Annotated in this window: 20 protein-coding genes and 1 pseudogene; 6 read left to right on the forward strand and 15 right to left on the reverse strand. The window is 71.2% G+C overall.

The window, feature by feature from the left end; all coding sequences use genetic code 11:
• Positions 1-6: 6 nt before the first annotated feature.
• Positions 7-423 (reverse strand): MerR family transcriptional regulator, encoded by a 417-nt coding sequence (locus tag D7193_RS24245; protein WP_120781827.1) that lies wholly within the window; start codon positions 421-423, stop codon positions 7-9.
• A gap of 63 nt (positions 424-486) precedes the next feature.
• Between D7193_RS24245 and D7193_RS24250 the strand changes: the two genes are divergently transcribed.
• The gene (locus tag D7193_RS24250) at positions 487-1248 is read left to right on the forward strand and encodes a methyltransferase domain-containing protein (protein WP_120781828.1); all 762 of its coding nucleotides are present in this window, start codon (positions 487-489) and stop codon (positions 1246-1248) included.
• A 31-nt stretch (positions 1249-1279) separates the two neighbouring features.
• Here D7193_RS24250 and D7193_RS24255 read toward each other — a convergent pair whose 3' ends face one another.
• On the reverse strand, positions 1280-2008 hold the full coding sequence (locus D7193_RS24255; RefSeq protein ID WP_120781829.1) for a tetratricopeptide repeat protein: 729 nt from the start codon (positions 2006-2008) through the stop codon (positions 1280-1282).
• A gap of 51 nt (positions 2009-2059) precedes the next feature.
• Entirely contained in the window at positions 2060-2821 is a 762-nt protein-coding gene (locus D7193_RS24260) for a GNAT family N-acetyltransferase (RefSeq protein ID WP_120781830.1), read from the reverse strand.
• A gap of 133 nt (positions 2822-2954) precedes the next feature.
• Here D7193_RS24260 and D7193_RS24265 point away from each other — a divergent pair, with 133 nt between their 5' ends.
• Both D7193_RS24265 and D7193_RS24270 read left to right on the forward strand, forming a co-directional pair.
• Complete coding sequence (locus D7193_RS24265; protein WP_120781831.1) at positions 2955-3299, forward strand: ArsR/SmtB family transcription factor; 345 nt, start codon at positions 2955-2957, stop codon at positions 3297-3299.
• Positions 3299-4048 (forward strand): annotated as a pseudogene (locus D7193_RS24270) (cation efflux transmembrane domain-containing protein). The gene D7193_RS24265 and the pseudogene D7193_RS24270 overlap by 1 nt, the downstream one beginning before the upstream one ends.
• A 45-nt stretch (positions 4049-4093) precedes the next feature.
• On the opposite strand, the gene D7193_RS24275 reads toward D7193_RS24270, so the two are convergent.
• The 11 genes from D7193_RS24275 to D7193_RS24325 all read right to left on the reverse strand — a co-directional run bounded on the left by D7193_RS24275 (position 4094) and on the right by D7193_RS24325 (position 15529).
• Complete coding sequence (locus D7193_RS24275) at positions 4094-4663, reverse strand: hypothetical protein (RefSeq protein WP_120781832.1); 570 nt, start codon at positions 4661-4663, stop codon at positions 4094-4096.
• 64 nt (positions 4664-4727) lie between these two features.
• Positions 4728-5474 (reverse strand): GntR family transcriptional regulator, encoded by a 747-nt coding sequence (locus D7193_RS24280; RefSeq protein ID WP_158674849.1) that lies wholly within the window; start codon positions 5472-5474, stop codon positions 4728-4730.
• Positions 5475-5565: 91 nt separating this feature from the next.
• Positions 5566-6768: a dipeptidase gene (locus D7193_RS24285; RefSeq protein WP_206611959.1), complete on the reverse strand. Its 1203-nt coding sequence runs from the start codon at positions 6766-6768 to the stop codon at positions 5566-5568.
• Between the two features lie 33 nt (positions 6769-6801).
• Positions 6802-7788, reverse strand: a complete 987-nt coding sequence (locus tag D7193_RS24290; protein WP_120781834.1) for an ABC transporter ATP-binding protein — start codon at positions 7786-7788, stop codon at positions 6802-6804.
• Complete coding sequence (locus tag D7193_RS24295) at positions 7775-8755, reverse strand: ABC transporter ATP-binding protein (protein WP_120781835.1); 981 nt, start codon at positions 8753-8755, stop codon at positions 7775-7777. The genes D7193_RS24290 and D7193_RS24295 overlap by 14 nt, the downstream gene beginning before the upstream one ends.
• The gene (locus tag D7193_RS24300) at positions 8752-9588 is read right to left on the reverse strand and encodes an alpha/beta fold hydrolase (protein ID WP_120781836.1); all 837 of its coding nucleotides are present in this window, start codon (positions 9586-9588) and stop codon (positions 8752-8754) included. The genes D7193_RS24295 and D7193_RS24300 overlap by 4 nt, the downstream gene beginning before the upstream one ends.
• Positions 9585-10766, reverse strand: a complete 1182-nt coding sequence (locus D7193_RS24305; protein ID WP_120781837.1) for a M24 family metallopeptidase — start codon at positions 10764-10766, stop codon at positions 9585-9587. Before D7193_RS24305 ends, D7193_RS24300 begins: the two co-directional genes overlap by 4 nt.
• Positions 10767-10768: 2 nt before the next feature.
• Positions 10769-11650: an ABC transporter permease gene (locus D7193_RS24310; protein ID WP_241563362.1), complete on the reverse strand. Its 882-nt coding sequence runs from the start codon at positions 11648-11650 to the stop codon at positions 10769-10771.
• Between the two features lie 61 nt (positions 11651-11711).
• Complete coding sequence (locus D7193_RS24315) at positions 11712-12665, reverse strand: ABC transporter permease (protein ID WP_120781838.1); 954 nt, start codon at positions 12663-12665, stop codon at positions 11712-11714.
• A gap of 27 nt (positions 12666-12692) precedes the next feature.
• Positions 12693-14318 carry an ABC transporter substrate-binding protein gene (locus D7193_RS24320; RefSeq protein WP_120781839.1) on the reverse strand — a complete coding sequence of 542 codons (1626 nt, stop codon included), beginning with the start codon at positions 14316-14318 and terminating at the stop codon, positions 12693-12695.
• Positions 14315-15529 (reverse strand): dipeptidase, encoded by a 1215-nt coding sequence (locus D7193_RS24325; protein WP_241563364.1) that lies wholly within the window; start codon positions 15527-15529, stop codon positions 14315-14317. The genes D7193_RS24320 and D7193_RS24325 overlap by 4 nt, the downstream gene beginning before the upstream one ends.
• A 432-nt stretch (positions 15530-15961) precedes the next feature.
• Here D7193_RS24325 and D7193_RS24330 point away from each other — a divergent pair, with 432 nt between their 5' ends.
• Positions 15962-17164: a cytochrome P450 gene (locus D7193_RS24330; protein ID WP_120781841.1), complete on the forward strand. Its 1203-nt coding sequence runs from the start codon at positions 15962-15964 to the stop codon at positions 17162-17164.
• Positions 17165-17215: 51 nt separating this feature from the next.
• Here the strand turns inward: D7193_RS24330 and D7193_RS24335 are convergent, their stop codons facing one another.
• Positions 17216-18310 (reverse strand): winged helix DNA-binding domain-containing protein, encoded by a 1095-nt coding sequence (locus tag D7193_RS24335; RefSeq protein ID WP_206611960.1) that lies wholly within the window; start codon positions 18308-18310, stop codon positions 17216-17218.
• A 181-nt stretch (positions 18311-18491) separates the two neighbouring features.
• On the opposite strand from D7193_RS24335, the gene D7193_RS24340 reads away from it, so the two are divergent.
• Together D7193_RS24340 and D7193_RS24345 are read left to right on the forward strand one after the other, a co-directional pair.
• Positions 18492-19493 carry a hypothetical protein gene (locus D7193_RS24340; protein WP_120781842.1) on the forward strand — a complete coding sequence of 334 codons (1002 nt, stop codon included), beginning with the start codon at positions 18492-18494 and terminating at the stop codon, positions 19491-19493.
• Between the two features lie 244 nt (positions 19494-19737).
• The gene (locus D7193_RS24345; protein WP_120781843.1) at positions 19738-20226 is read left to right on the forward strand and encodes a nitroreductase/quinone reductase family protein; all 489 of its coding nucleotides are present in this window, start codon (positions 19738-19740) and stop codon (positions 20224-20226) included.
• The last annotated feature ends 125 nt before the right edge of the window (positions 20227-20351 follow it).

Consider the following 20351-nt stretch of genomic DNA (forward strand, 5'->3'; position numbering starts at 1 on the left):
GCCGGGTCAGGGGTGGTCCAGGGCCTCGGCCGTGTCGATCCCGTCCAGTCGCGCGAGCACCATGGCCTGGAAGTGCGGGCACGACTGGTAGTCCTCGTGCCGGCAGCGCAGCGCGTGCTCCAGCAGCGTCTGCGACAGCTGGAGCCGGGCGATGCGCGCCTGCACCTGGGTCAACTGGCCACGCAGCAGGTCCCGCCGCCGCGCCCGGTCCGGAGCGACGAACAGCTCCCGCAACTCGTCCAGGCTGAACCCCGCCTCCTTGCCCAGCAGGATCTCCGCCACCCGCGTCACGTGCGCCGTGCCGTACACGCGCCGGCCCGCCGCCCGCCGCGCCGGCGACAGCAGTCCCACGTCCTCCCAGTGCCGCAGGACGTGCGTGGCCAGACCGAAGCGGGCCGCCAGCTCCCCGATCGAGTACTCCATCGACCATCCTACCAATCTCAGGTTGTTGACTTCAGGTCGACCTGAAGTCGCACCCTGGGGCGCATGTCCGACACGCACACCGCCTACACCGACTCCGACCGGCTCATCCGGATGCTCGACGTCGCGGAAGCCCGGCCCGATGCCGCCACGCTACGCGCGCGCAGCTACGAGCTGCTGAGGCTGCGCCCCGGCGCGACCGTGATCGACGTCGGCTGCGGCGCCGGTCGCGCGGTCGCCGAACTCGCCGACCTCGGTGCGCACGCCGTCGGCGTGGATCTCGACCCGGCGATGCTGGCCGCCGCGCGCGGCCGGTTCCCGGGCATCGACGTACGCGCCGCCGACGCCACCGACCTGCCGCTGGAGGACGGGCAGGCCCAGGGTTACCGGGCCGACAAGGTGTACCACGTGCTGCCCGACCCGCCCGCCGCCCTGGCCGAGGCCCGTCGGGTCCTCGCACCCGGCGGGCGCGTCGTGCTGGTCGGGCAGGACTGGGACGCCATGATCATCGACTCGGACCAGCCCGACCTGACCCTCCGTATCGTGGGTGCCCGGGCCGCCACCCTCCCCCACCCCCGCATCGCCCGCGCCTACCGCAACCTGCTGCGCGACGGCGGCTTCCGCGACGTCGAGGTCGAGGTGCACACCGCGATGTTCACCGACGCCACGGTGCAGCCGCTGCTCGCCGGGCACGTCGACGCCGCCCGCCGGACCGGCGCCGTCAGCGACGAGCAGGCCGAGGCGTGGATCGGCGAGCAGAACCGCCGTGCCGCCACCGGCCGGCTGCTGGTCGCCGTCCCCCTGTTCCTGGCCGCCGGCACCCGCTGACCTGACACCGGGCGGCACCCCCGCGAGCCCGTCAGCGGCGGTCGTCGCCGAAGGCCGCCTGCGGATCGAGGAGGCGGCCTTCGGCGTACTGCTCGTCGAAGGCGGCCTGGCCGAGCGCCTCGACGGCCGCGGCGCGCACCCTGGCGAGGTCGGCCGCGTCGTCGGGGTCCGGCACCTGGCCGATCGACGCGAACGCCGCGTCCGCGACACCGATCATTCGGGCCGCCCGCGGGTGGTCGGCCTCGGCTGAGGCGAGCGCGGCGTCCGCCACGCAGACGTACGGCACGAAGTCCGTCCAGCCGTTGTGGAACACCCGCTCGCGGCTGTCGGCGAACAGTGTCCGGGCCACGTCGAGGTTGCCCAGGCCCAGCTCGCAGAACGCGAGGTTGTGGTACTCCGAGTTGACCATCTTGGGCTGGTCGAGCGCCTCGTTGAGAGCGATGCTCTCCCGGTACAGGTCGCGGGCGCGCACGAAGTCGCCGGACATGCGCGCCACGCCGGCCAGCACGTGTCGCGGCCGTTCCTCGAGGCCGCGGTCCCCGGAGCGCAGCGCGATCTCCAGTGCCTCCCGGGCTCGGGCCGCGCCGCCCGACAGGTCACCGCGGCGGATCGCGACGCGGGCCAGGCTGTACCGGGCCTCCACCTCGCCCGCCGCGTCGCCGGCCGCCTGCGCCCGTACGATCTCGGCCTCGCTCATGCGCACCACGGCGTCGGTCTCACCGCGCCGGAACGCCGCGCGTACGTCCTCGCTGAAGCTCATGGGGTCCTTTCCCGGGTGTGGTTGGTCGACGTGTCCCGTCCGCCTCGTGCGTCAGCGGGTCCGGAACACGGTCCAGGTCTCCACGAGACGGAAGCCCATCGACTCGTAGAGCGGCCGGCCCATGTCGCTGGAGTGCAGGTAGGCGGCGTCCGCGCCCGCCGCGACGCCGTCCCGCAGCACGGTTTCGGTGATCGCCCGGCCCAGGCCACGGCCCCGTGCGGTCGGGACGACGGCGATGTTGAACACGCCGACCACGCCGCCGGTCCGCAACCCGAGCCCGGTGCCGGCGGGCTTCCCCGCCTCCTCGGCCAGGTAGCCGGTGATGGGGTCGGCGTCGAGCACGCCACCGCCCATCAACGAGCCGAACGTGCCCTCGGGCGCCTCGAAGCCCCGGGTGAGCGTGTCGGTGTAGAGGTCGCTCTCGGTCGCGCCGACCTGTCGTACCGCCCCCCGCTGCGCCGTGGCCGCCCGGAGGGCGATGTCACCCGCGGCGCAGGCCAGCAACGGCAGATCACCGCGGTCGAGCAGCCCGTGCCGGGCCGCGAGTGCGGCCACCTCCTCGCCCGCCTCGCCGCGGACCATGATCGACCAGCGCGTGGCCTGCCTGCCGACCGCGGTCGCCATCTCGTCGAGCGACGCGAGATCCGGTTCCGCCGTGATGTCGTAGGCCACGTTCAGGGTGGCGATGTCGGTGTGGGTCACCGCCGCGCGGGCCGTGCCCTGCTCGGCGTACCAACCCTTCGGGGTCACCCCGCAGATCGTCTCGATGGCGTCGAAGTACGCCGCCGCTGCCCGGTCGGCGGTTGCGGTCATGGTGGTCCCCCTGTGTTTCTCGTGCCCGCAGAAACCTAGCTCACCGCCGTGGGCCGGCGTTGGCGCCGCCTGCGTGGTCCCACCTGCGGACGGGGGCCGTCTGGAGAAGCGGCCGGGCTCAGTACATCATACGATGTACTATGAGCGGGTGGAGACGTTGACGCACGGCCAGGTCCTCGCCCGCTTCGGCCACGCCCTGTCCGACCCGATCCGCGCGCGGTTGCTGCTGGCGCTCACGGAAGGCCCGGGCTACCCGGCCGACCTCGCCGACCTGCTCGGCACCACCCGGCAGAACCTGTCCAACCACCTCGCCTGCCTGCGCGGCTGCGGGCTGGTCGTCGCCACGCCGGAGGGCCGACGGACCCGCTACGAGCTCGCCGACGCCCGCCTCGCCCACACCCTCGGCGACCTGCTCGGTCTCGTCCTCGCCGTCGATCCGGCCGCCTGCCCGGACGCGGAGAGCAAGGGCTGCTGCTGATGGCCTCACCGGCGGGCCAGCTACCGCTGCTCGGCCCGAACCCGGCCCGCCGGGCGGTGCTCGCCCGCCGGATCCGGCTGTTCGTCGTCGCCACCATCACCTACAACGTGATCGAAGCCGTGGTCGCGATCACCGCCGGTACCCACGCCTCCTCCACGGCACTGGTCGGGTTCGGCCTCGACTCGGTCATCGAGGTGTCCTCGGCCGCCGCGGTGGCCTGGCAGTTCGCCGGCCCCGACCCCGAGGCGCGCGAGAAGGTCGCGCTCCGGGTCATCGCGGTGTCGTTCTTCGCCCTGGCCGCCTACGTCACCGTCGAGTCCGTAGGGGCGCTCGTCGGTGGCGCCGAGGCGGAACACTCCGGCATCGGCATCGCGCTCGCGGCACTGTCACTGCTGATCATGCCTGTGCTGTCCGCCGCGCAACGGCGGGCCGGCCGGGAGCTGGGCTCACGCTCGGCGGTGGCGGACTCCAAACAGACCCTGCTGTGCACGTACCTCTCGGCGGTGCTGCTCGTCGGTCTCGGCCTCAACAGCCTGTTCGGCTAGGCGTGGGCCGATCCCCTCGCGGCGCTCGTCATCGCCGCGGTGGCCGTCAAGGAGGGTCGCGAGGCGTGGCGAGGCGACGCCTGCTGCGCCCCGGCGCTCACCGGGGTCACCGCCGGCAACTCCGGTAGCGCCGGCAGCGCCATCGCCGGGAGCGACTCGTGCGGTTGCCAGCCGGGCTGTTCCTGCTGCGCCGCACCACGCTGACCCGGTGTCGCGTCGCGGCTGACCCGGTGTCGCGTCGCGGCGTCGTCAGGCCGCCGGTACGCCGTATTCGCGCTCGGTGAACAGGTCCACGTCACGCGGTCCCAGCTTGGCGATGCGGCGGGCGTGCAGGGCGAGCTGCCCCCGCGCCTCCGCCAGGCGGCGGCTCGCGACGAGCATCTCGTCGGCGGCGTCGAACGCCTCGGCGCCGCTGGACCTCATGGCGGCGTCCATCACCCCGTTGTACGCGGTCATGAGCCCGTTCGCCAGGGCGATGCCGTCCTGGTCGCCGCTGGTCCAGATCTGCGACCAGGCAGTCTCCACCGTGGTCAGGTCCCGGGCCAGCCAGTCGTGCAGCACCATGGGATCCAGCGGCTTGTGCCCGCCGAGCAGGTCGTCGCTCACCTCGCGCAGGCCGGAGCGCCAGTAGCGGGCCTGCCGCAGCGCCTCGGCCTTGTGCGCGAGGCGAAGGGCACCGGAGAGCATGAGGATGTACGCCTGCTGGAGGCTGGCCCGTTTCCGCTGCCGTCGCCTCAGCCGGCTCTGCAGCATGACCACGAACAGCGATGCGACGGCGGTGATCGCGGAGCCGAGCAGAGCGGCGACGGTCGAACTCACGCCGACATGATGCCTGCCGATGGTTCACGCCGCCGCGAGGGGTGCGGTGGATCGGCGTCGGCAGTCAGCCGGCCGGCGGGGTGTCGCCGCCGCGGCTGATGCGCAGGGTCAGGACGTCGGTGCGTACCGTGATGTGGCCGTGGAACAGTGGCGCGCCGTTCGCGCCGTAGCCGATCTGCGTCGCCGTGACGAGCGGATGCCCGACCGCCACCCCGAGCCGGGCGTTCGCCTCCTCGTCGGCGAGCACCGCGGCGAGTTCGATCTCGGCCCGCCGTACCGGCATGCCGGTGGCGCTGGCCAGGAACTCGAACATGTCGAGGTCGATGCTGACCAGCCCGGACGGGTCGAGTTCCCGGCCGTCGAAGCGCAGCGGGAGGTGGTCCCGGATCCAGGCGGCCGCGACCCCGTCCACGGCGAAGAGGCGGTCGACGCGCCACACCGGTGAGTCCGGCTCCAGCCCCAGGACCGCCGCGCAGTCAGCCGGGCATTTCGCCCGGCTGACCGCGGCGTCCTGAAGGGTGGGGCGGTGGCCCGAGGCGGTGATCCGGTCCCGCAGCGCCGTGACGTCGCCGATCGACACCGGCACCCGCTCGACGCCGTCGTGTACGAAGGTGCCGATGCCCCAGGTGCGGGTCACCACTCCCTCGCTGGCCAGTTGACCCAGCACCTCACGCACCGTGGCCCGGCTCACCTTCAGCCGCTCGGCCAGGTCCCGCTCGTTGGGCAGCTTGTCGCCCGATCGGAACTCACTACCGATAAGCTCCTGAAGCCGACCGCGTGCGGTCTGCAGCGCAGTCTCGCGCCGAGCCATCCAGTCCCACCTCATCGCTCCTGCCGCCGCCGTTGGCGGCGTACGGAGTGTAGTTTGTCGGTCCCCAACCGGTGAATCGTCCGGTGGGGCGCTACCACACCTGCTCGAGCACCCGCAGCGTGTTGCCGCCGATGACCTTGGCGATCTCGTCGTCCGAGTAGCCGTGCGTGACGAGCCAGCCGACGATGTTGCCGAACGCCTCGCCCGGGTTCTCCACCCCGGACACGTACTCCACGCGCGGGTGCTCGGGTCGCTCGTCGGAATCGTGGGCGTAGTTGCCCGCGTAGGTGTTGTGCACTCCGACGTGGTCGCCGAACATCGTGTCCGGGCCGAACGTGACGTGGTCGATGCCGACCAGGTCCACGCAGTACGTGAAGTGGTCCATCACCGACTCGATCGAGTGCTCCGGGTGCTCGGCCGAGAGCGTGGTGTGCGGGGCCGCCTCGATCCCGATCACGCCACCGCGCTCGGCGCAGGCCCGGATCACCTCGTCCGGCTTCATCCGGGACGTCTTCCACACCGACCGGGCGCCGGCGTGGGTGATGAACACCGGAACCCGACTGGCCTCGATCACATCCAGCGAGGTCTGGTCGCCGGAGTGCGAGATGTCGATGGCGATGCCCAGCTTGTTCATCCGGTCCACCGCACGCCGACCGAAGTGCGTCAGCCCCCCGTCGGTGCGCTCGGAGAGGCCACCACCGAGCATGTTGGCCTGGCTGTAGGCGATGCCGAGCTGGCGTACGCCGAAGCCGTAGAGGATGTCGATGCGGTCCAGTTCGTTCTCGATCGGGGTGGAGCACTCCAGCCCCGCGACGAGCGCGAGCCGGCCATCCCGCTTCGCGGCGCGGATGTCCTCCACTGATGTGGCGAGGAAGATGTGGTCCTGCTTGTAGAGGTCACTCATCCGCATGCCGAGGGCGTAGATGAGGTCGTTCCACTTCCAGCCGTTCTCGCTGGTCACGCAGGACGCGCCGGCCATGAAGTTGTCGAAGACCGCGGTCAGGCCGGAACGCGCGAGGCCCTCGTACCCCGTGCGCTGGCGGGCGGTGCGGTTGTAGGCGCGCAGCTCGCGGACGTCCTCGGGCAGGATCACCGGGTGCTCGTGCAGGGAGATCGCGACGTGCTCGGCGAGCAGCCGGGTCACCCGCTCCCGCTGGGCGTCGGTCAGGCCGAGGTCGTGCTCGGGCACCCGGCCGACCTCCTGCGCCAGCGCGAACACCCGGTAGTCGAGGTGCGGTTCCAGGTACGAGTACGACCTGTGCCCCTGGTACCGGGGGGCGGGTTCTTGCAGCAAGACACCTTCTCCTTCGAAAACGGTTGCTGGTCGCTACGCGGCCAGCGGGTAGTGGCAGGCGACCGGATGCGCCCCGGCAGCCAGCGGTGGTTCGGTCGTGGCGCAGGTCTCGGTCGCCTGCCAGCAGCGGGTCCGGAAACGGCAACCCGACGGCGGGTCGACCGGGCTGGGCGGGTCGCCGGGCAGCAGGATCCGCTGGCGTTCCCCGCGTACGGCCGGCTCGGGCACCGGCACGGCCGACAGCAGAGCCCGGGTGTACGGGTGCCGGGGCGTGTCGTACAGGCTCGCCTCGGGACCGGTCTCCACCAGCTTGCCGAGATACATCACGGCGACCCGGTCGGAGATGTGCCGCACCACGGACAGGTCGTGGGCGATGAAGACGTACGCGACGCCGAGCTCGTCCTGGAGCCGCTCCAGGAGGTTGACGACCTGGGCCTGGACCGAGACGTCCAGCGCGGAGACCGGCTCGTCGCAAACGATCACGTCGGGTTGCAGCGCGAGCGCCCGGGCGATGCCGATGCGCTGGCGCTGCCCGCCGGAGAACTGGTGGGGATACCGGTCCAGGTGCAGGTGGGGGTCGAGGCCGACCAGTTCGAGCAGCTCGCGGACGCGGTCCAGCCGCCGTCCCCGGTCCAGCACCTCGGGGTGGATCTCGAAGGGTTGGAGCAGGATCTCCCGGATCGTGCGTCGCGGGTTCAGCGAGGTGTACGGGTCCTGCAGCACGATCTGGATGCGCCGGCGCAGGGCTCGCAGGTCCCGGCCCCTGGCCTGGTGCACGATAGAGGTGCCGAAGCGGACCGCGCCGGAGGTGGGCTGTTCCAGCCCGACCAGCATCCGGGCGAGGGTGCTCTTGCCGCAGCCGGATTCGCCGACCACGCCGAGGGTCTCGCCGCGGCGCAGGTCGAAGGAGACGCCGTCGACGGCCTTGACCACACCGCCGCTGGTGAACGGGATCCTTCCCTTGAGAGGGAAGTGCTTGACCAGGTTCTCGACCCGCAGCACCACATCATCGCCGGGCACCGAGCACCTCCTCGTAGTGGTGGCAGGCGCTCTCCCGGCCGGCGGGCAGCGCCGCCAGCGGCGGCAGGGTCACCCGGCACTCGTCGGTGGCCCGGGGGCAGCGCAGGTGGAACGGGCAGCCGGTGGGGAGCTGGGCCGGGTTGGGTGGGGCGCCTGGGATGGCGTAGAGGACGTCGTCGCGCCGGTCCACGCGTGGCATCGAGGCGAGCAGTCCCTCGGTGTACGGGTGCGCCGGGCCGTCGAAGATCTGCCCGACCGTGCCGCGCTCGACGATCCGGCCGGCGTACATCACCGCGACGTCGTCGGCGACCTCGGCCACCACCCCGAGGTCGTGGGTGATCAGCATCAGGCCCATGCCGCTGTCCCGCTGGATCTCCGCGAGCAGCTCCATCACCTGGGCCTGCACGGTCACGTCCAGAGCCGTGGTGGGCTCGTCGGCGATGAGCAGGTCCGGTTCCAGGGAGATGGCCAGCGCGATCATGATGCGTTGCCGCATGCCGCCGGAGAACTGGTGCGGGTAGTCGCGGATCCGGTCCTTGGCGGCCGGGATCCGCACCCGGTCGACGAGCTCGACGGCCCGCCGCCGGGCGTCGGCCTTGGACATTCCGCGGCGGACCCGCAGCACCTCCATGATCTGGTGCCCGACGGTGTAGACCGGGTTGAGCGCGGCCATGGCGTCCTGGAAGACCATGGCGATCTCCTCGCCGCTGATCCGGTCACGCTGCTTGCGGGGCAGGGTGAGCAGTTCCCGGCCGCGCAGCCGCACCGCGCCGTCGATCCGCGCCGGCGGCGCGTCGAGGATGCCCATCACGGCCTGCGCGGTGACGCTCTTGCCGGAGCCGGACTCACCGAGGATCGCCAGGGTGCGTCCGGCCTCGACCTCGAGCGACACGCCGTTGACCGCGTTGACCGGGCCGGTCGGGCCGGGGAAGGCCACCCGCAGGTCGGCGATCTCCAACAGGGTCATCGCAGCACTCCGGCCTCGGCGAGGAAGTCGCGCACCACCTGCTGGAACAGCTCCGGCTCCTCCAGCTGCGGCGAGTGCCCGGACTTCTCGAAGACCACCAGCCGGCTGTCCGGGACGAGGTCCGCGATGACCTGCGAGGCGGCCACCGGCGTACGCCAGTCGTGCCGGCCCACGGTGACCAGGGTCGGGCAGGTGATCGACGGCAGCTTCGGCTTGAGGTCGTAGCGGGGCATGTTCTGCCCGAAGGCCGCGTTGTGGGTGCGGTAGTGGAACCGGGTGGCGGCCAGCTTCGCCTCGTCCTTGGCCGGGTCGTGCTGGTGGTCGTAGAGCGGCAGGATGGCCCGCCAGTACTCCCGCAGCTGCTGGTTGCTCTCGAAGCGGCCGGTGCCGATGCGCTCGATGACCCACTCCGGGATCACCGTGCGGTCGGTGCTGCGGGCCCGGTCGACCGCGAGGTGGTCGTGAGCGGTGTCGGCCGCGGTGTCGCGCAGCACGAGCGCGGAGACGCGGTCGGGGTGCGCGACGGCGTACTCCATGGCGATGAACCCGCCGTACGAGCCGCCGGCCATGACGATCTTCTCGTACCCGAAGTGCTCCCGGATGGCGTCGACGTCGGCCACCCACTGCTCGTGGGTGAACGGCTCGTCGTCGCTGGACTCACCGGACCCACGGGCGTCGAAGACGATGACGCGCAGCCGGTCGGCGAACGGGCCGAACGAGCGCTTCGGCTCATTGCGGGAGCCCAGGCCGGGCGCGCCGTGATGCACGATCATCGCCGGTGCGTCGGTCGGGCCGAAGGCCTCGACGACGAGTTCTGCCCCGTTGATTTTCATCGGACCCCTTCGATGACGTTCGATGCCAGGTCGCGCGGGTAGCGGGTGAGCCGGCGCGGGCCGGCTTCCTCCACCAGGACCGTGTCGGAGATGCGGTAGCCGGCGTGGCCGGGTACGTACACGCCGGGCTCGCTGGAGAGCAGCATCCCGGGAGCGAGCACGGTGTCGTCGCCGTCCTCGACCCAGGGCGCCTCGTGGTTCTGCAGACCGATGCCGTGCCCCTGCCGGTGCCGGATGTAGTCGGCGAGTCCGTGCTCCCGGAGCACGTCCAGGCAGATCCGGTTGACCTCGGCGCAGGTACGGCCGGCGATCAGCGCCTCGGTGCCGACCTGCTGCGCCTCGCGGTCGGCCTCGTAGTACCGCACCTGCTCGGCCGTCGGCTCGCCGATGATGAAGGTGCGCTCGCTCTCCACGAACCGGCTGGCCACGGCCGCGCCGAGCGAGAGGATCAGGGTGTCTCCGGGTTGGACACGCCGGCGGGTCGGCACCCCGTGCGGCAGCGCCGAGTTCGGGCCGGCGTAGACCAGTCCGCCCGCCAGTTTCGTGGTGTAGACGACGAGGTCGTACTCGGCGTACATCCGGTCGGTGCCGTACCCGATCACGTGGCGTGCGATCTCGTCCTCGCGCGGCAGCGGTCCCCCGCCGGCCAGCGCGTCCTCGATGAGCGACCGGCCGGCGGCCAGCATCTCGTCGCAGATCCGCGCGGCCGCCTCGTGGAACGGAATCTCCTCCGGGAACTTGCGCAGCCGCAGCCGGGCCACCGCGTCGGTGGTCTCCAGGGTGGCGCCCGCGATGGCCTGCAACAGCAAGCGGTACGTGCCCACCGACACGCCGGCGCTCAAGCCGATCCGGCGGGTACGGCCGCCGGGCCGGGGCAGCGCCGAGGCGAGGGTCTGCTCGGCGGTGACGACCCCCGGGTACTCGAAGTAGCTGACGATCGGCACCCGGACGCCCTGCTGGGCGGCGTACTCCTCGTCGAGCCGGGGGATGACCAGCAGCGGCTCGCCGTCGCGTGGCATCCAGAGGTAGACGGGCCGTTCGGTGGCGATGTAGAAGAAGCCGCTGAGGAACGCGACGTCGGCCGGTGACGTGGCCAGGAACCCGTCCAGGCCACGCTCGTCGAGCGCCTCGGCGAGCCGGGTCCGCACACTGGTGTAGAAGCTCTCGGGCAGTCGCATGGTCAGCCTCCGTTGCGGCGGGGGTCGCGGGTGTCGTTGAACCGCATGCCGGCGACGGTCGCCGCGAGGACGAGCAGCAGGATCGCCAGGGACGGGAAGAGCGTCTGCCACCAGGCGATGGCGATGACGCCGCTGCGTTGGGCGTTGAGCAGGATCCGTCCCCAGGACCAGGCGTCCGGGTCGCCGAGGCCGAGGAAGCTCAGACCGGCCTCGGAGATCACCGCCCGGGAGGCCGTGAGCAGCACGCTGACGATCACCAGCGAGACGACCGCGGGCAGGATCTCGCGGGTGACGATGCGCCAACCGGACGCGCCGAGCACCCGGGCGCCGTCGATGTACGGCATGGCGCTGACCACCAGGCCCTGCGACCGGATGAGCCGGGCGACCTCGGGCCAGGCGAAGAATCCGATGATCAGGGTCAGCGTCCAGACGCTCGGGTTGACCACCGCGGCCAGCATGATCATCAACGGCAGGGTGGGCAGCGCCAGCATGACGTCGGTGATCACGGTGGCGACGGCGTCGATCGGCCGGAAGTAGGCCGAGGCCAGGCCGATCGCGGTACCGAGCACGATCGCGATCAGCGAGGCGGCCAGACCGATCACCAGGCTGGTGCGGGTGCCCCAGACGACCTGGGCGAAGATGTCCTGCCCGAGGTCGTCGGTGCCGAACCAGTGGGCGCCGGACGGGGACTGCAGCACGTCCGGTCCGGCGCCGGCGGGCTCGGCGGCGATCAGCGGCGCGAAGACCGCCATCACCACCATCACGACCAGCACCAGCACGGACAGTGCCGCGGAGGGTTGGCGCAGGTAGCCGTACCAGGACCGCCCGGTGGCGACCGGGACGACCGGCGGCACCGCCTGCTCGGTCAGCACGGGGGCGCTCACGGCACCCTCCCTTCGGGAGTAGCGGCGGACGGGTTGGGGCGAGGCGCGGGGGTCGGCGCGTTCACAGGCGGATCCGGGGGTTGAGGACCGCGTAGAACATGTCGGTCAGCGCGTTGGCGATCACCACGGTGACGGCGAGCATGATGAAGGCGCCCTGCAGCACGGGGTAGTCCTGCTGCCCGACGGCCTCGTAGATGAGCCGGCCGACTCCGGGGTAGGCGAACACCGTCTCGGTGAGAACGGCGCCGCCGACCAGGGTGCCCAGTTGCAGACCCATCAGGGTCAGTGCCGGCAGGATGGCGTTGCGCAGGCCGTGCTTCCAGACGCGGCGCCGCGCCGAGAGGCCCCGGGCCTGGGCGGCCCGGATGTAGTCCTCGCCGAGCACCTCGATCATGTTGGTCCGCAGCGTCAGCGCGTACGGGCCGAGCTGCACCAGCACCAGCGACAGCACGGGGAGCACCAGGTGGTGGACGAGGCTCAGGTAGGCGGCCGCGCCACGGGTGTCCGGGTCGATGGCGCCGCCGATCGGGAACCAGCCGAGCCGGGCCCCGAGGAAGACGAGCAGCAGCATGGCGACGCTGGGCACGAAGAGCGCGTGCCCGCCGATGCCGAGGGCCTGGAGCGTACGGTCGAGCCACCGGCCCCGGTGCACGGCGGCGGAGACGCCGATCGGGATGCCGACGGCGATGGTGATGACGAACGCGCTGCCGGCGAGCAGCAACGTCCAGGGCAGCCGGTCGACGATGATGTCGGCGACCGGTTGGATCTGCCGGAACGAGATGCCCAGGTTGCCGTGCAGCAACTCACGCAGGTACGAGACGTACTGCTCCCACAGGGGACGGTCGAGGCCGTACGTCTTGAGCAGCGCCGCCTGCATCTCCGGCGTCATGTCCCCCTCGACCATCAGGGTCGTGGGGTCCCCCGGCAGCAGCCGGAGCAGGAAGAACGTCGAAGTGATCGCAATCCACACGGTCAGGACGGCCTTCAGTGCCCGACTGAGCACGAAACGCGCCACGGGGGACCCCTCCTCTCCTGGCTTCGGCTACTTGACCGGGGTGACCTGGGCCAGCGAGTACGCGGTGACCATGCCGAGCAGGTCCGACGGCGACGGGACGAAGCCGGTGAACTTGCTGGCGTTGTAGGCGAACTGGAAGTTCTCCACGTACAGCGGGGTCAGGTACGCCTGGTCGTGCACGACCTTGTCGATGTTCTTGATCTTGACCTTGAACGCCTCGGCGTCGGTGGTGCCGGCGGCGTCGTTGATCAGCTGGTCCATCTCCGGCGACTCGAGCAGGTTGTAGTTGATGCCGCCCGGGTTGCTGGACAGGTAGGTGCTGCGCAGCTGGTCCATCGGGTTGTCGAAGACACCCCACTGGGACGCGTCGATGTCGTACTCGCCGTTCTTCGTGCGGGACAGGAACGTGTTCCGCTCGACGCACTCGTTCTCCAGCTTGATGCCGGCCTTCGCCGCGCTCTCGCGGAAGAGCTGCACCACGCGGGTGATGTTGGCGTTCGACTGGTCGCACGCCACACCGAAGCTCAGCTCGTCGAAGAAGCCATCGCCGTTGCCGTCCTTGTAGCCGGCGGCGGTCAGCTTCGTCTTCGCCCCGGCCGGGTCGAACGGGTACGGCTGGATCTCGGTGTTGTCGTAGTCGGAGAAGATCGGCGAGATCGGCCCGGCCATCTGCTGGCCGTCACCCTGCAACACCGCCGAGATGATCGACTTGGTGTCGACCGCCATCGACAGCGCCTGCCGGACGTCCTGGTCGGCCAGGTACTTGTTCTTCATGTTGTATGTCAGGTGCGCGAAACCGAGCGCGCCCACCTTCACCATCTTGATCTTCGAGTCGCCCTCGAAGGTCTTCGCCGCCGACACCGGCACCGGGGTGCCCATGAGGTCGATGTCGCCGTTGCGCAGCGCCAGCATCATCGTGTTCACGTCCGGGTAGACGCGGTACTCGACCTGGCTGACCGCGGCCTTGCCACCCGGCGCGAGGGGGTAGTTGTCGTTGCGCTTCATGACGTAGCGCTGGCCCTTGGTCATGCTGTCCAGCACGAACGGACCCGCACCGACCCAGTTCGAGTCGTTCGGGAACTTGGACAGGTCGCCGGCCTTCTCGAAGACGTGCTTCGGCACGATCGACATCCAGAAGCCGACGCCCTCGGCGAACGGCGCGTACGGCTGGGAGAGCTTGAACTTCACCGTCGTCGCGTCGGGCGCCTCGATGGACTCGACCCACGTCAGCTTGGCGGCGACGTTGCCGAGCTTGTACTTCATGATCATTTCGGCGCTGAACTTCACGTCGTCCGCGACCACCGGTTGGCCGTCGGTCCACTTGAAGTCGTCCCGCAGCACGAACACCGCGGTCTTGCCGCCGTCCTCGTAGCGGTACTCCTTGGCCAGCTCCGGCGCCTTCTTCGCGTTCTCGTCGATCCGCAGCAGGTGCGGGTACATCGCGTTGAGGATCCACGAGTCGGTCTTGCTCAGCGATTGCAGCGGGTTGAAGTTGCTCACGTCGGTGGTGGTGCCGATCCGCAGCACCGAGGAGTCCGTCGATCCGCTGGAGGATCCGTTGCCCTCGTTCAGGCTGCAGCCGGAGATGCCCAGGCTGAGCGCCGCGCCGAGCGCGACGGCGAGCCGCCACCGACCCTTGACCGTCTTTCTCACCAAACCTCCTGAAGAACCCGGATGATGTTGCCGCCGATGACCTTGGCGATCTCGTCGTCGGAGTAGCCGTGCGTGACGAGCCAGCCGACGATGTTGCTGAAGCACTCCGCCGGGTTCTCCATGCCGCTCACGTACGGGACCCGGGGGTGGTCCACCACTCCGTGGGCCTTTCCGATCGCCAGGTGCTGGGTGAAGCTGTCGTGCAGCCCGACGTGGTCACCGAAGTTGGTGTCCGGGCCGAACGCCACGTGGTCGATGCCGACCAGGTCCACGCAGTACGTGAAGTGGTCCATCACCGACTCGATCGAGTGGTGCGGGTGGTCCGCCGAGAGGGTGGTGTGTGGAGCGGCTTCGATGCCGATCACGCCACCGCGCTCGGCGCAGGCCCGGATCACCTCGTCCGGCTTCATCCGAGGGGTGTTCCAGACCGTGCGGGCACCGGCGTGGGTGATGAACACCGGAACCCGACTGGCCTCGATCACATCCAGCGAGGTCTGATCGCCGGAGTGCGAGATGTCGATGGCGATGCCCAGCTTGTTCATCCGGTCCACCGCACGCCGACCGAAGTGCGTGAGCCCGCCGTCGCGGGACTCCGAGAGGCCGGATCCGAGCATGTTGGCCTGGCTGTACGCGATGCCCATCTGGCGTACGCCGAAGCCGTAGAGGATGTCGATCCGGTCCAGCTCGTTCTCGATCATCGTGGCCGCTTCCAGGCCCGCCACCAGGGCGATCTGGCCGTTGCGCTTGGCCTCGACGATCTGGTCGAGTGTGGTCGCGACGACCACGTGGTCCTGCTTGGCGACGTCGGCGAAGCGCAGCCCGATGTCGTAGACGACGTCGTCCCACTTCCAGGCGTGCTCGCTGGTCACGCAGCCGGTGCCGTTCATGAAGTTGTCGAAGACCGCGGTGAGGCCGGAGCGGGCCATTCCCTCGAATCCGAACGCGTTGCGGCCGGTGCGGTTGTAGTCGCGCAGCTGCGAGACGTCCGCCGGCAGGATCTTCGGGTGTTCGTGCAGCGAGATGGCGATGTGCTCGCCGAGGAGGCGGGTCACCCGTGCGCGATGCTCGTCGCTCAGGCCGAGGTCGTGTTCGGGCACCCGGCCGAGCTGCGGCGCGAGGTCGAAGACCTTGTAGTCGGTGTGGGGGGTCAAGTAGTCGAAGGAGCGGTATCCGGTGTAGCGGGGAGCGGCTTCCTGCACTCGTCGACTCACCTCGTCAGGGGTAAGAGGTATGAGGAATGAGGTCTGACCTCGTGACGGCGAGGCTAATCGAGAGATAAACGCATGCGGAATACCCCGTGACCTGACCGTTACCTGAAATCTCGATATCGCCGCAGCTCAGGAACGCCTTGGGGGAAATGCCGGGCCAAGACCAGCGGGCGCCCTCCCGGCGGTCGATCCACCGCCGACCGGACGGCCGATGATCACTACACCCGCGCGGACCGCACCGAAGGAAGAGTGGTCAGGCCTCTTTGGCGGTACGGCGGCCGAGACCACCGTCGAAGACGATCATCCGGCGGCGCCCCTCTCCCCCACCTCCCTCGCCGGCGGCGCTTCGCGTACGACAGCCGGCGCCGCCACGTCGTCTGGACGGCGCCGGGCATGATGCGAGACAGCAGACCGGGTTACAGGGGAGGCAGACGGATGGATCACCAGACGGCGCTGGCGTCGCTGTTCCTGCCGGAGGGACGCCTCGACCCGTACCCGGCCTACGACGTGATCCGGGCACACTCACCGATCTTCCAGGCGCTCGACGGCCGGTGGTTCGTCACCACGCACGCCCTCACCAGCCGGCTGTTACGCGATCCGCACCTGCGCGTCGCCGACGCCGCCGACTACGACGGCTTCTGGCCGGACTGGCGCCGGAACCGCGGAGTCGCCTCCATCGTGTTGTCGATGCTGCAGACCAATCCGCCGGACCACACCCGGCTGCGCCGGGCGGCCGCGGCCACCTTCACCGCCCGCCGGGTCGCCGCGCTGCGCGACGTCATCGCCCGCCAGGCCGAGGACCTGGTCAAGGCGATGCCGTCGAGCACGGACTTCATGAGCGCGTTCGCGTACCCGCTGCCGATCGGCGTGATCTGCGCGCTGCTCGGCGTCCCCGAGTCGGACCGCGCGTGGTTCCGGCAACGGGCGGCCGACCTGACCGTGGTGCTGGAACCGATCAGCACCGAGGAGGAGATGCGGCTCGCCGACGTGGCCGGCCGGGACCTCGAGGGCTACTTCACCGACCTGATCGCCGAGCGCCGGCGTGCCCCGCGGGAGGACCTGACCAGCGCGCTCGTCGCCGTGCACGACGACACCGCCGGCCCCGGGATGACGGGCGAGGAGATGCTCGCCAACCTCGTGCTGCTCCTGGTCGCCGGCTTCGAGACCACCACCAACCTGCTCGGCACCGGCATCGAGATCCTGCTGACGCGGCCCGAGCAGGCCGACCGGCTACGCGGCGACCCGCACCTCGCGCCCGCGTTCGTCGAGGAGATCCTCCGGTACGACTCCCCCGTACAGCTCACCAGCCGGTTCGTGGCCAGCCCGCTCGACCTGGACGACGGGTTGCGGCTCGACGCCGGGGCGCAGCTGACCATGCTGCTCGGCTCCGCCAACCGGGACCCGGCACGCTATCCCGACCCGCACCGGTTCGACCCGGACCGCCCGAACATCCAGCCGGTCTCGTTCGGCGGCGGCGCCCACTACTGCCTGGGCGCACCACTGGCCCGGCTGGAGGCGCAGGTCGCGTTCCCGCTCCTGCTCAGCATGCTGCCCGGCCTGAGCCTGGCGGGCCCCGGCGAGCGCCGCGACCGCCTGGTGCTGCGCGGCCACGCCACACTGCCGGTCACCACCGGCTGATCCGGCAGCTCCGGGCGCGGGTGACCACCGGCCCCGGACCGGCCCGCCCGCTCACACGTCGGCGACGTCCACGCCGGCGAGGGCCACACCGCGGTACGCGGCGAGGCGCTCGGCCTGCTCGGTGACGGTGGCGCGCGCCCTAACGGGCAGGCTCTGCCACGGCTGGACCGCGACCGTGAGCTTCCTGCCGGACGTGCGGGGACGCCAGGTGCCGACCAGCCGACCGTCGACCAGGACGCCGCCGGGGCGACCCAGCACCGGCCACAACTCCTTGGCGTGGGCCGGGCTCGGCACCACGGTGGCGCGGTCTCTGGCCTGCAGCAGGAGGTCGAACGGGCCGAGCAGCCGGGTCGCCGAAGCGTCGGCCGAGCGCAGGGCCGGTTCGTCGGCGGCCAGGAGCGAGCGGGTCTCGCCGTCGACCGTCACCTCGATCACGTCCTCAGGCCAGTGCGCCTTCACCTCCTTCACAGGCGCGTCGAGGTACTCGGCCACGTGCTTCGGAGTGGCCGGACCCAGCAGGCGGAGGTACGCGCGGACGACGTCGAACCTCTCACCGGAGGCGGCGGCCTTCCGGAACCGCGGAATGCGTTGCAGGACCGGTGGCGACGTGCCGGGGCGCAACTCCAGCCCGGCCCGCACGGCGGCCAGCCGGAACGGCATCTCGTAGAGGTGGGTGGCGTCGCAGGGCCGGCAGAACCGCAGGTACGGCTCGGGCATCACCGCGGCCAGGCGGCCGGACACCTCCCCCTTGACCGTCGGCGTGGTCACGATGGCCCGCATCTGGGCGGCCACCTCGTCGAGGGCGGCGAGGTTCGCGATGCCCGCCGCCTTCAACGGCCTGGCGGCGTCGTAGATGCGCTTGCCCGCGTCCGCGTCGGAGAACGGCTCGACCGCCGCCGCCACCTTGCCCACGTCGGTGCGGCGGTAGAGGTGCGGAGCACCGCGCACGGTCCACAGCAGGATCAGGTCCTGCACGGAGGACGCCGCCACGTCGACGCCACGCACGGCCAGGGCCCACCTGCCGCCGTCCGGACCGGTGTCCTGCACACCGATGTCGAGCACGGCGGTGTCGTCGAGCGTGCCCTCGGCACGGTCGAGCTGTTGGGCCTGGACGCGGAAGGCCATCACCTGGCGCTGGTCGACCACCCCACCACCCTATGCAGCAGCCCGGACGGACGCGGGCCGCAGCCCGGCGGCGTCCTCACCATGTCCGCGTCCGCCGGAGGTCCGATTGGCGTGAACCCGACAGGGCGCAACCGGGATCTCGCCCGGGGCGTGTCACCGGCACGTCCACGCCGGGCAACCGGCCTACACGGGGAGACACACCATGCACAGCATCGCTCGACGCGGCCTCACGGCCACCGTCGTGACCGGCCTGCTGGCGACCGCGGTCGCCGCCACGGCACCGGCCACGGCCACGGCCGGCACCGCCACACGGGGCTGCACGATCAGCACCCTGCCCTACCCGGTCGACGCGTACCGCGCCACGGCGGACGCGATCGACCCGACCGGCCAGTTCGTCGCCGGTTCCGGCCTTCGGGTCACCGACACCGGCAACCAGCCGCTGCTGCTGATCTGGGCCCGGGGCGCGCTCACCACTGTCGAATCCCCCATCGTCGACACCGTCGCCGACGTCAACGCCTCCGGCGTGGTGATCGGCAACGGCTACGGCGACGGGACCGGGCTGCCCTGGCGGTACCGCGGCGGGACGGTCGAGCCCCTGCCGCTGCCCCCGTCCGGCGGTGCCCACGCCACCGCGATCAACCAGGCCGGTGACATCGTCGGCTCCAGCCAGGACCCGCAGACGGGCGAGAGCGTGGCGCTGCTGTGGCCGGCCGCCCGGCCCGGCACCGTGGAGGTGCTCGACGCCCCCGTCGACGCCGTGGCGGAGGGGATCAACGACGACGGCACCATCGTGGGCACTGCGGGGGCCTTCGACCAGTGGACCACGTGGCTGCGGCGGCCCGGCGGCACGGTCCAGCCGTTGAGCGTGCCGGGCGCCCGGATCACGGTGGCCGTGGCCGCCGCCGGCCGGTGGGCCGTGGGCCATGCCGACCTCGGTGGCACGAGCACGACCAACGTCCGGTGGAACCTCCGCACCGGGTCGTACACCCGGCTCTCGGCCGACGTGCCCTGGCTGGAGGACGTCAACGCCCGCGGCGTGGCCGTCGGCGCCGACCGCGTCACCGCCGGCGCGACGTCCCGGGTCCTGCCGGGCAGCGGGGAGCGCACGAGCGTCGGCACCCGGGCGATCGCCGACAACGGCGTCATCGTCGGGTTCCGCAACTCCTTCGGTCAGGTCACACCGGTGCGCTGGACCGGTTGCTGACCGTACACATCAGGAGGTCGCCGGCCGCGGCTGGCAATGGTGCGCCGGGCGTCAGGGACGCCCGGCGCACCGGCTTTCCCGGCGGGGAGCAGCGCCCGGTGGGCCTGGGCCGCGAACCGTGCGGTGTCAGCGCCACCGGGCAGCCGATGACCGCCCATGAACGTCCGTTCGGCGCCGACGGTCCGGCCGAAGCTGCGATTGGCCTCCGGTCCGTGTCGTGGCCTCATAGCTGTGGGAGGTCGTCATGTCCGTCGATAACCGAGCGAAGAAACCGAAGCTTCCGCCGCGTTGGTTCATCCATCTGGCCTGGAGGGTGCACCGGGGCCTGTACCGGGTTCTCGGCGGCCGGGTCGTGTGGCGGCCACGTGCCACCCGGTGGGGCACGTTGCGGCTGACCACCACGGGACGGCGCACCGGCCAGGAGCGCAGCGTCATCGTGGCGTACCTGGAGGACGGGCCGAACCTGTTCACGCTGGCGATGAACGGCTGGGGTGAGGGTGAGCCCGCCTGGTGGCTCAACCTGCGGGCGCATCCCGAGGCGACCGTCGACCTGGTCGACGGGCGGCGGCTGGTGCGCGGTCGCGCCGCGACCGGTGACGAGCGGCGGCGGCTGTGGGCCCGTTGGCGTGAGATCGACACGCAACTCGACGCGTTCGCGGCGCTGCGGTCGTCCGAGACGGCCGTGGTGGTGCTGGAGCCCCGGCCGGAGTCGGACACGTCACCGGCCGCCTGATCCCGCGACGGCTCGGCACCGTCGCGGTCAGGACGTGGACGGCTGCCGGCCGGGCGGGCCGGCGGAGAGCCGTGCCTCCAGAGACGTTCCTGATCCGGTTCCGACCACTCCCCTCCGCCGCGAAC

The sequence above is a fragment of the Micromonospora costi genome, assembly GCF_003626655.1.
GTDB lineage: Bacteria > Actinomycetota > Actinomycetes > Mycobacteriales > Micromonosporaceae > Micromonospora > Micromonospora costi.

Coding starts and splice junctions, on each gene's coding strand:
- D7193_RS24260 (WP_120781830.1), bottom strand. CDS start 2,821: ATGACCGCAACCGCCGACCGGGCAGCGGCGGCGTACTTCGACGCCATC.
- D7193_RS24305 (WP_120781837.1), bottom strand. CDS start 10,766: ATGCGACTGCCCGAGAGCTTCTACACCAGTGTGCGGACCCGGCTCGCC.
- D7193_RS24330 (WP_120781841.1), top strand. CDS start 15,962: ATGGATCACCAGACGGCGCTGGCGTCGCTGTTCCTGCCGGAGGGACGC.
- D7193_RS24340 (WP_120781842.1), top strand. CDS start 18,492: ATGCACAGCATCGCTCGACGCGGCCTCACGGCCACCGTCGTGACCGGC.
- D7193_RS24245 (WP_120781827.1), bottom strand. CDS start 423: ATGGAGTACTCGATCGGGGAGCTGGCGGCCCGCTTCGGTCTGGCCACG.
- D7193_RS24265 (WP_120781831.1), top strand. CDS start 2,955: ATGTACTATGAGCGGGTGGAGACGTTGACGCACGGCCAGGTCCTCGCC.
- D7193_RS24250 (WP_120781828.1), top strand. CDS start 487: ATGTCCGACACGCACACCGCCTACACCGACTCCGACCGGCTCATCCGG.
- D7193_RS24300 (WP_120781836.1), bottom strand. CDS start 9,588: ATGAAAATCAACGGGGCAGAACTCGTCGTCGAGGCCTTCGGCCCGACC.
- D7193_RS24345 (WP_120781843.1), top strand. CDS start 19,738: ATGTCCGTCGATAACCGAGCGAAGAAACCGAAGCTTCCGCCGCGTTGG.
- D7193_RS24255 (WP_120781829.1), bottom strand. CDS start 2,008: ATGAGCTTCAGCGAGGACGTACGCGCGGCGTTCCGGCGCGGTGAGACC.
- D7193_RS24295 (WP_120781835.1), bottom strand. CDS start 8,755: ATGACCCTGTTGGAGATCGCCGACCTGCGGGTGGCCTTCCCCGGCCCG.
- D7193_RS24280 (WP_158674849.1), bottom strand. CDS start 5,474: ATGGCTCGGCGCGAGACTGCGCTGCAGACCGCACGCGGTCGGCTTCAG.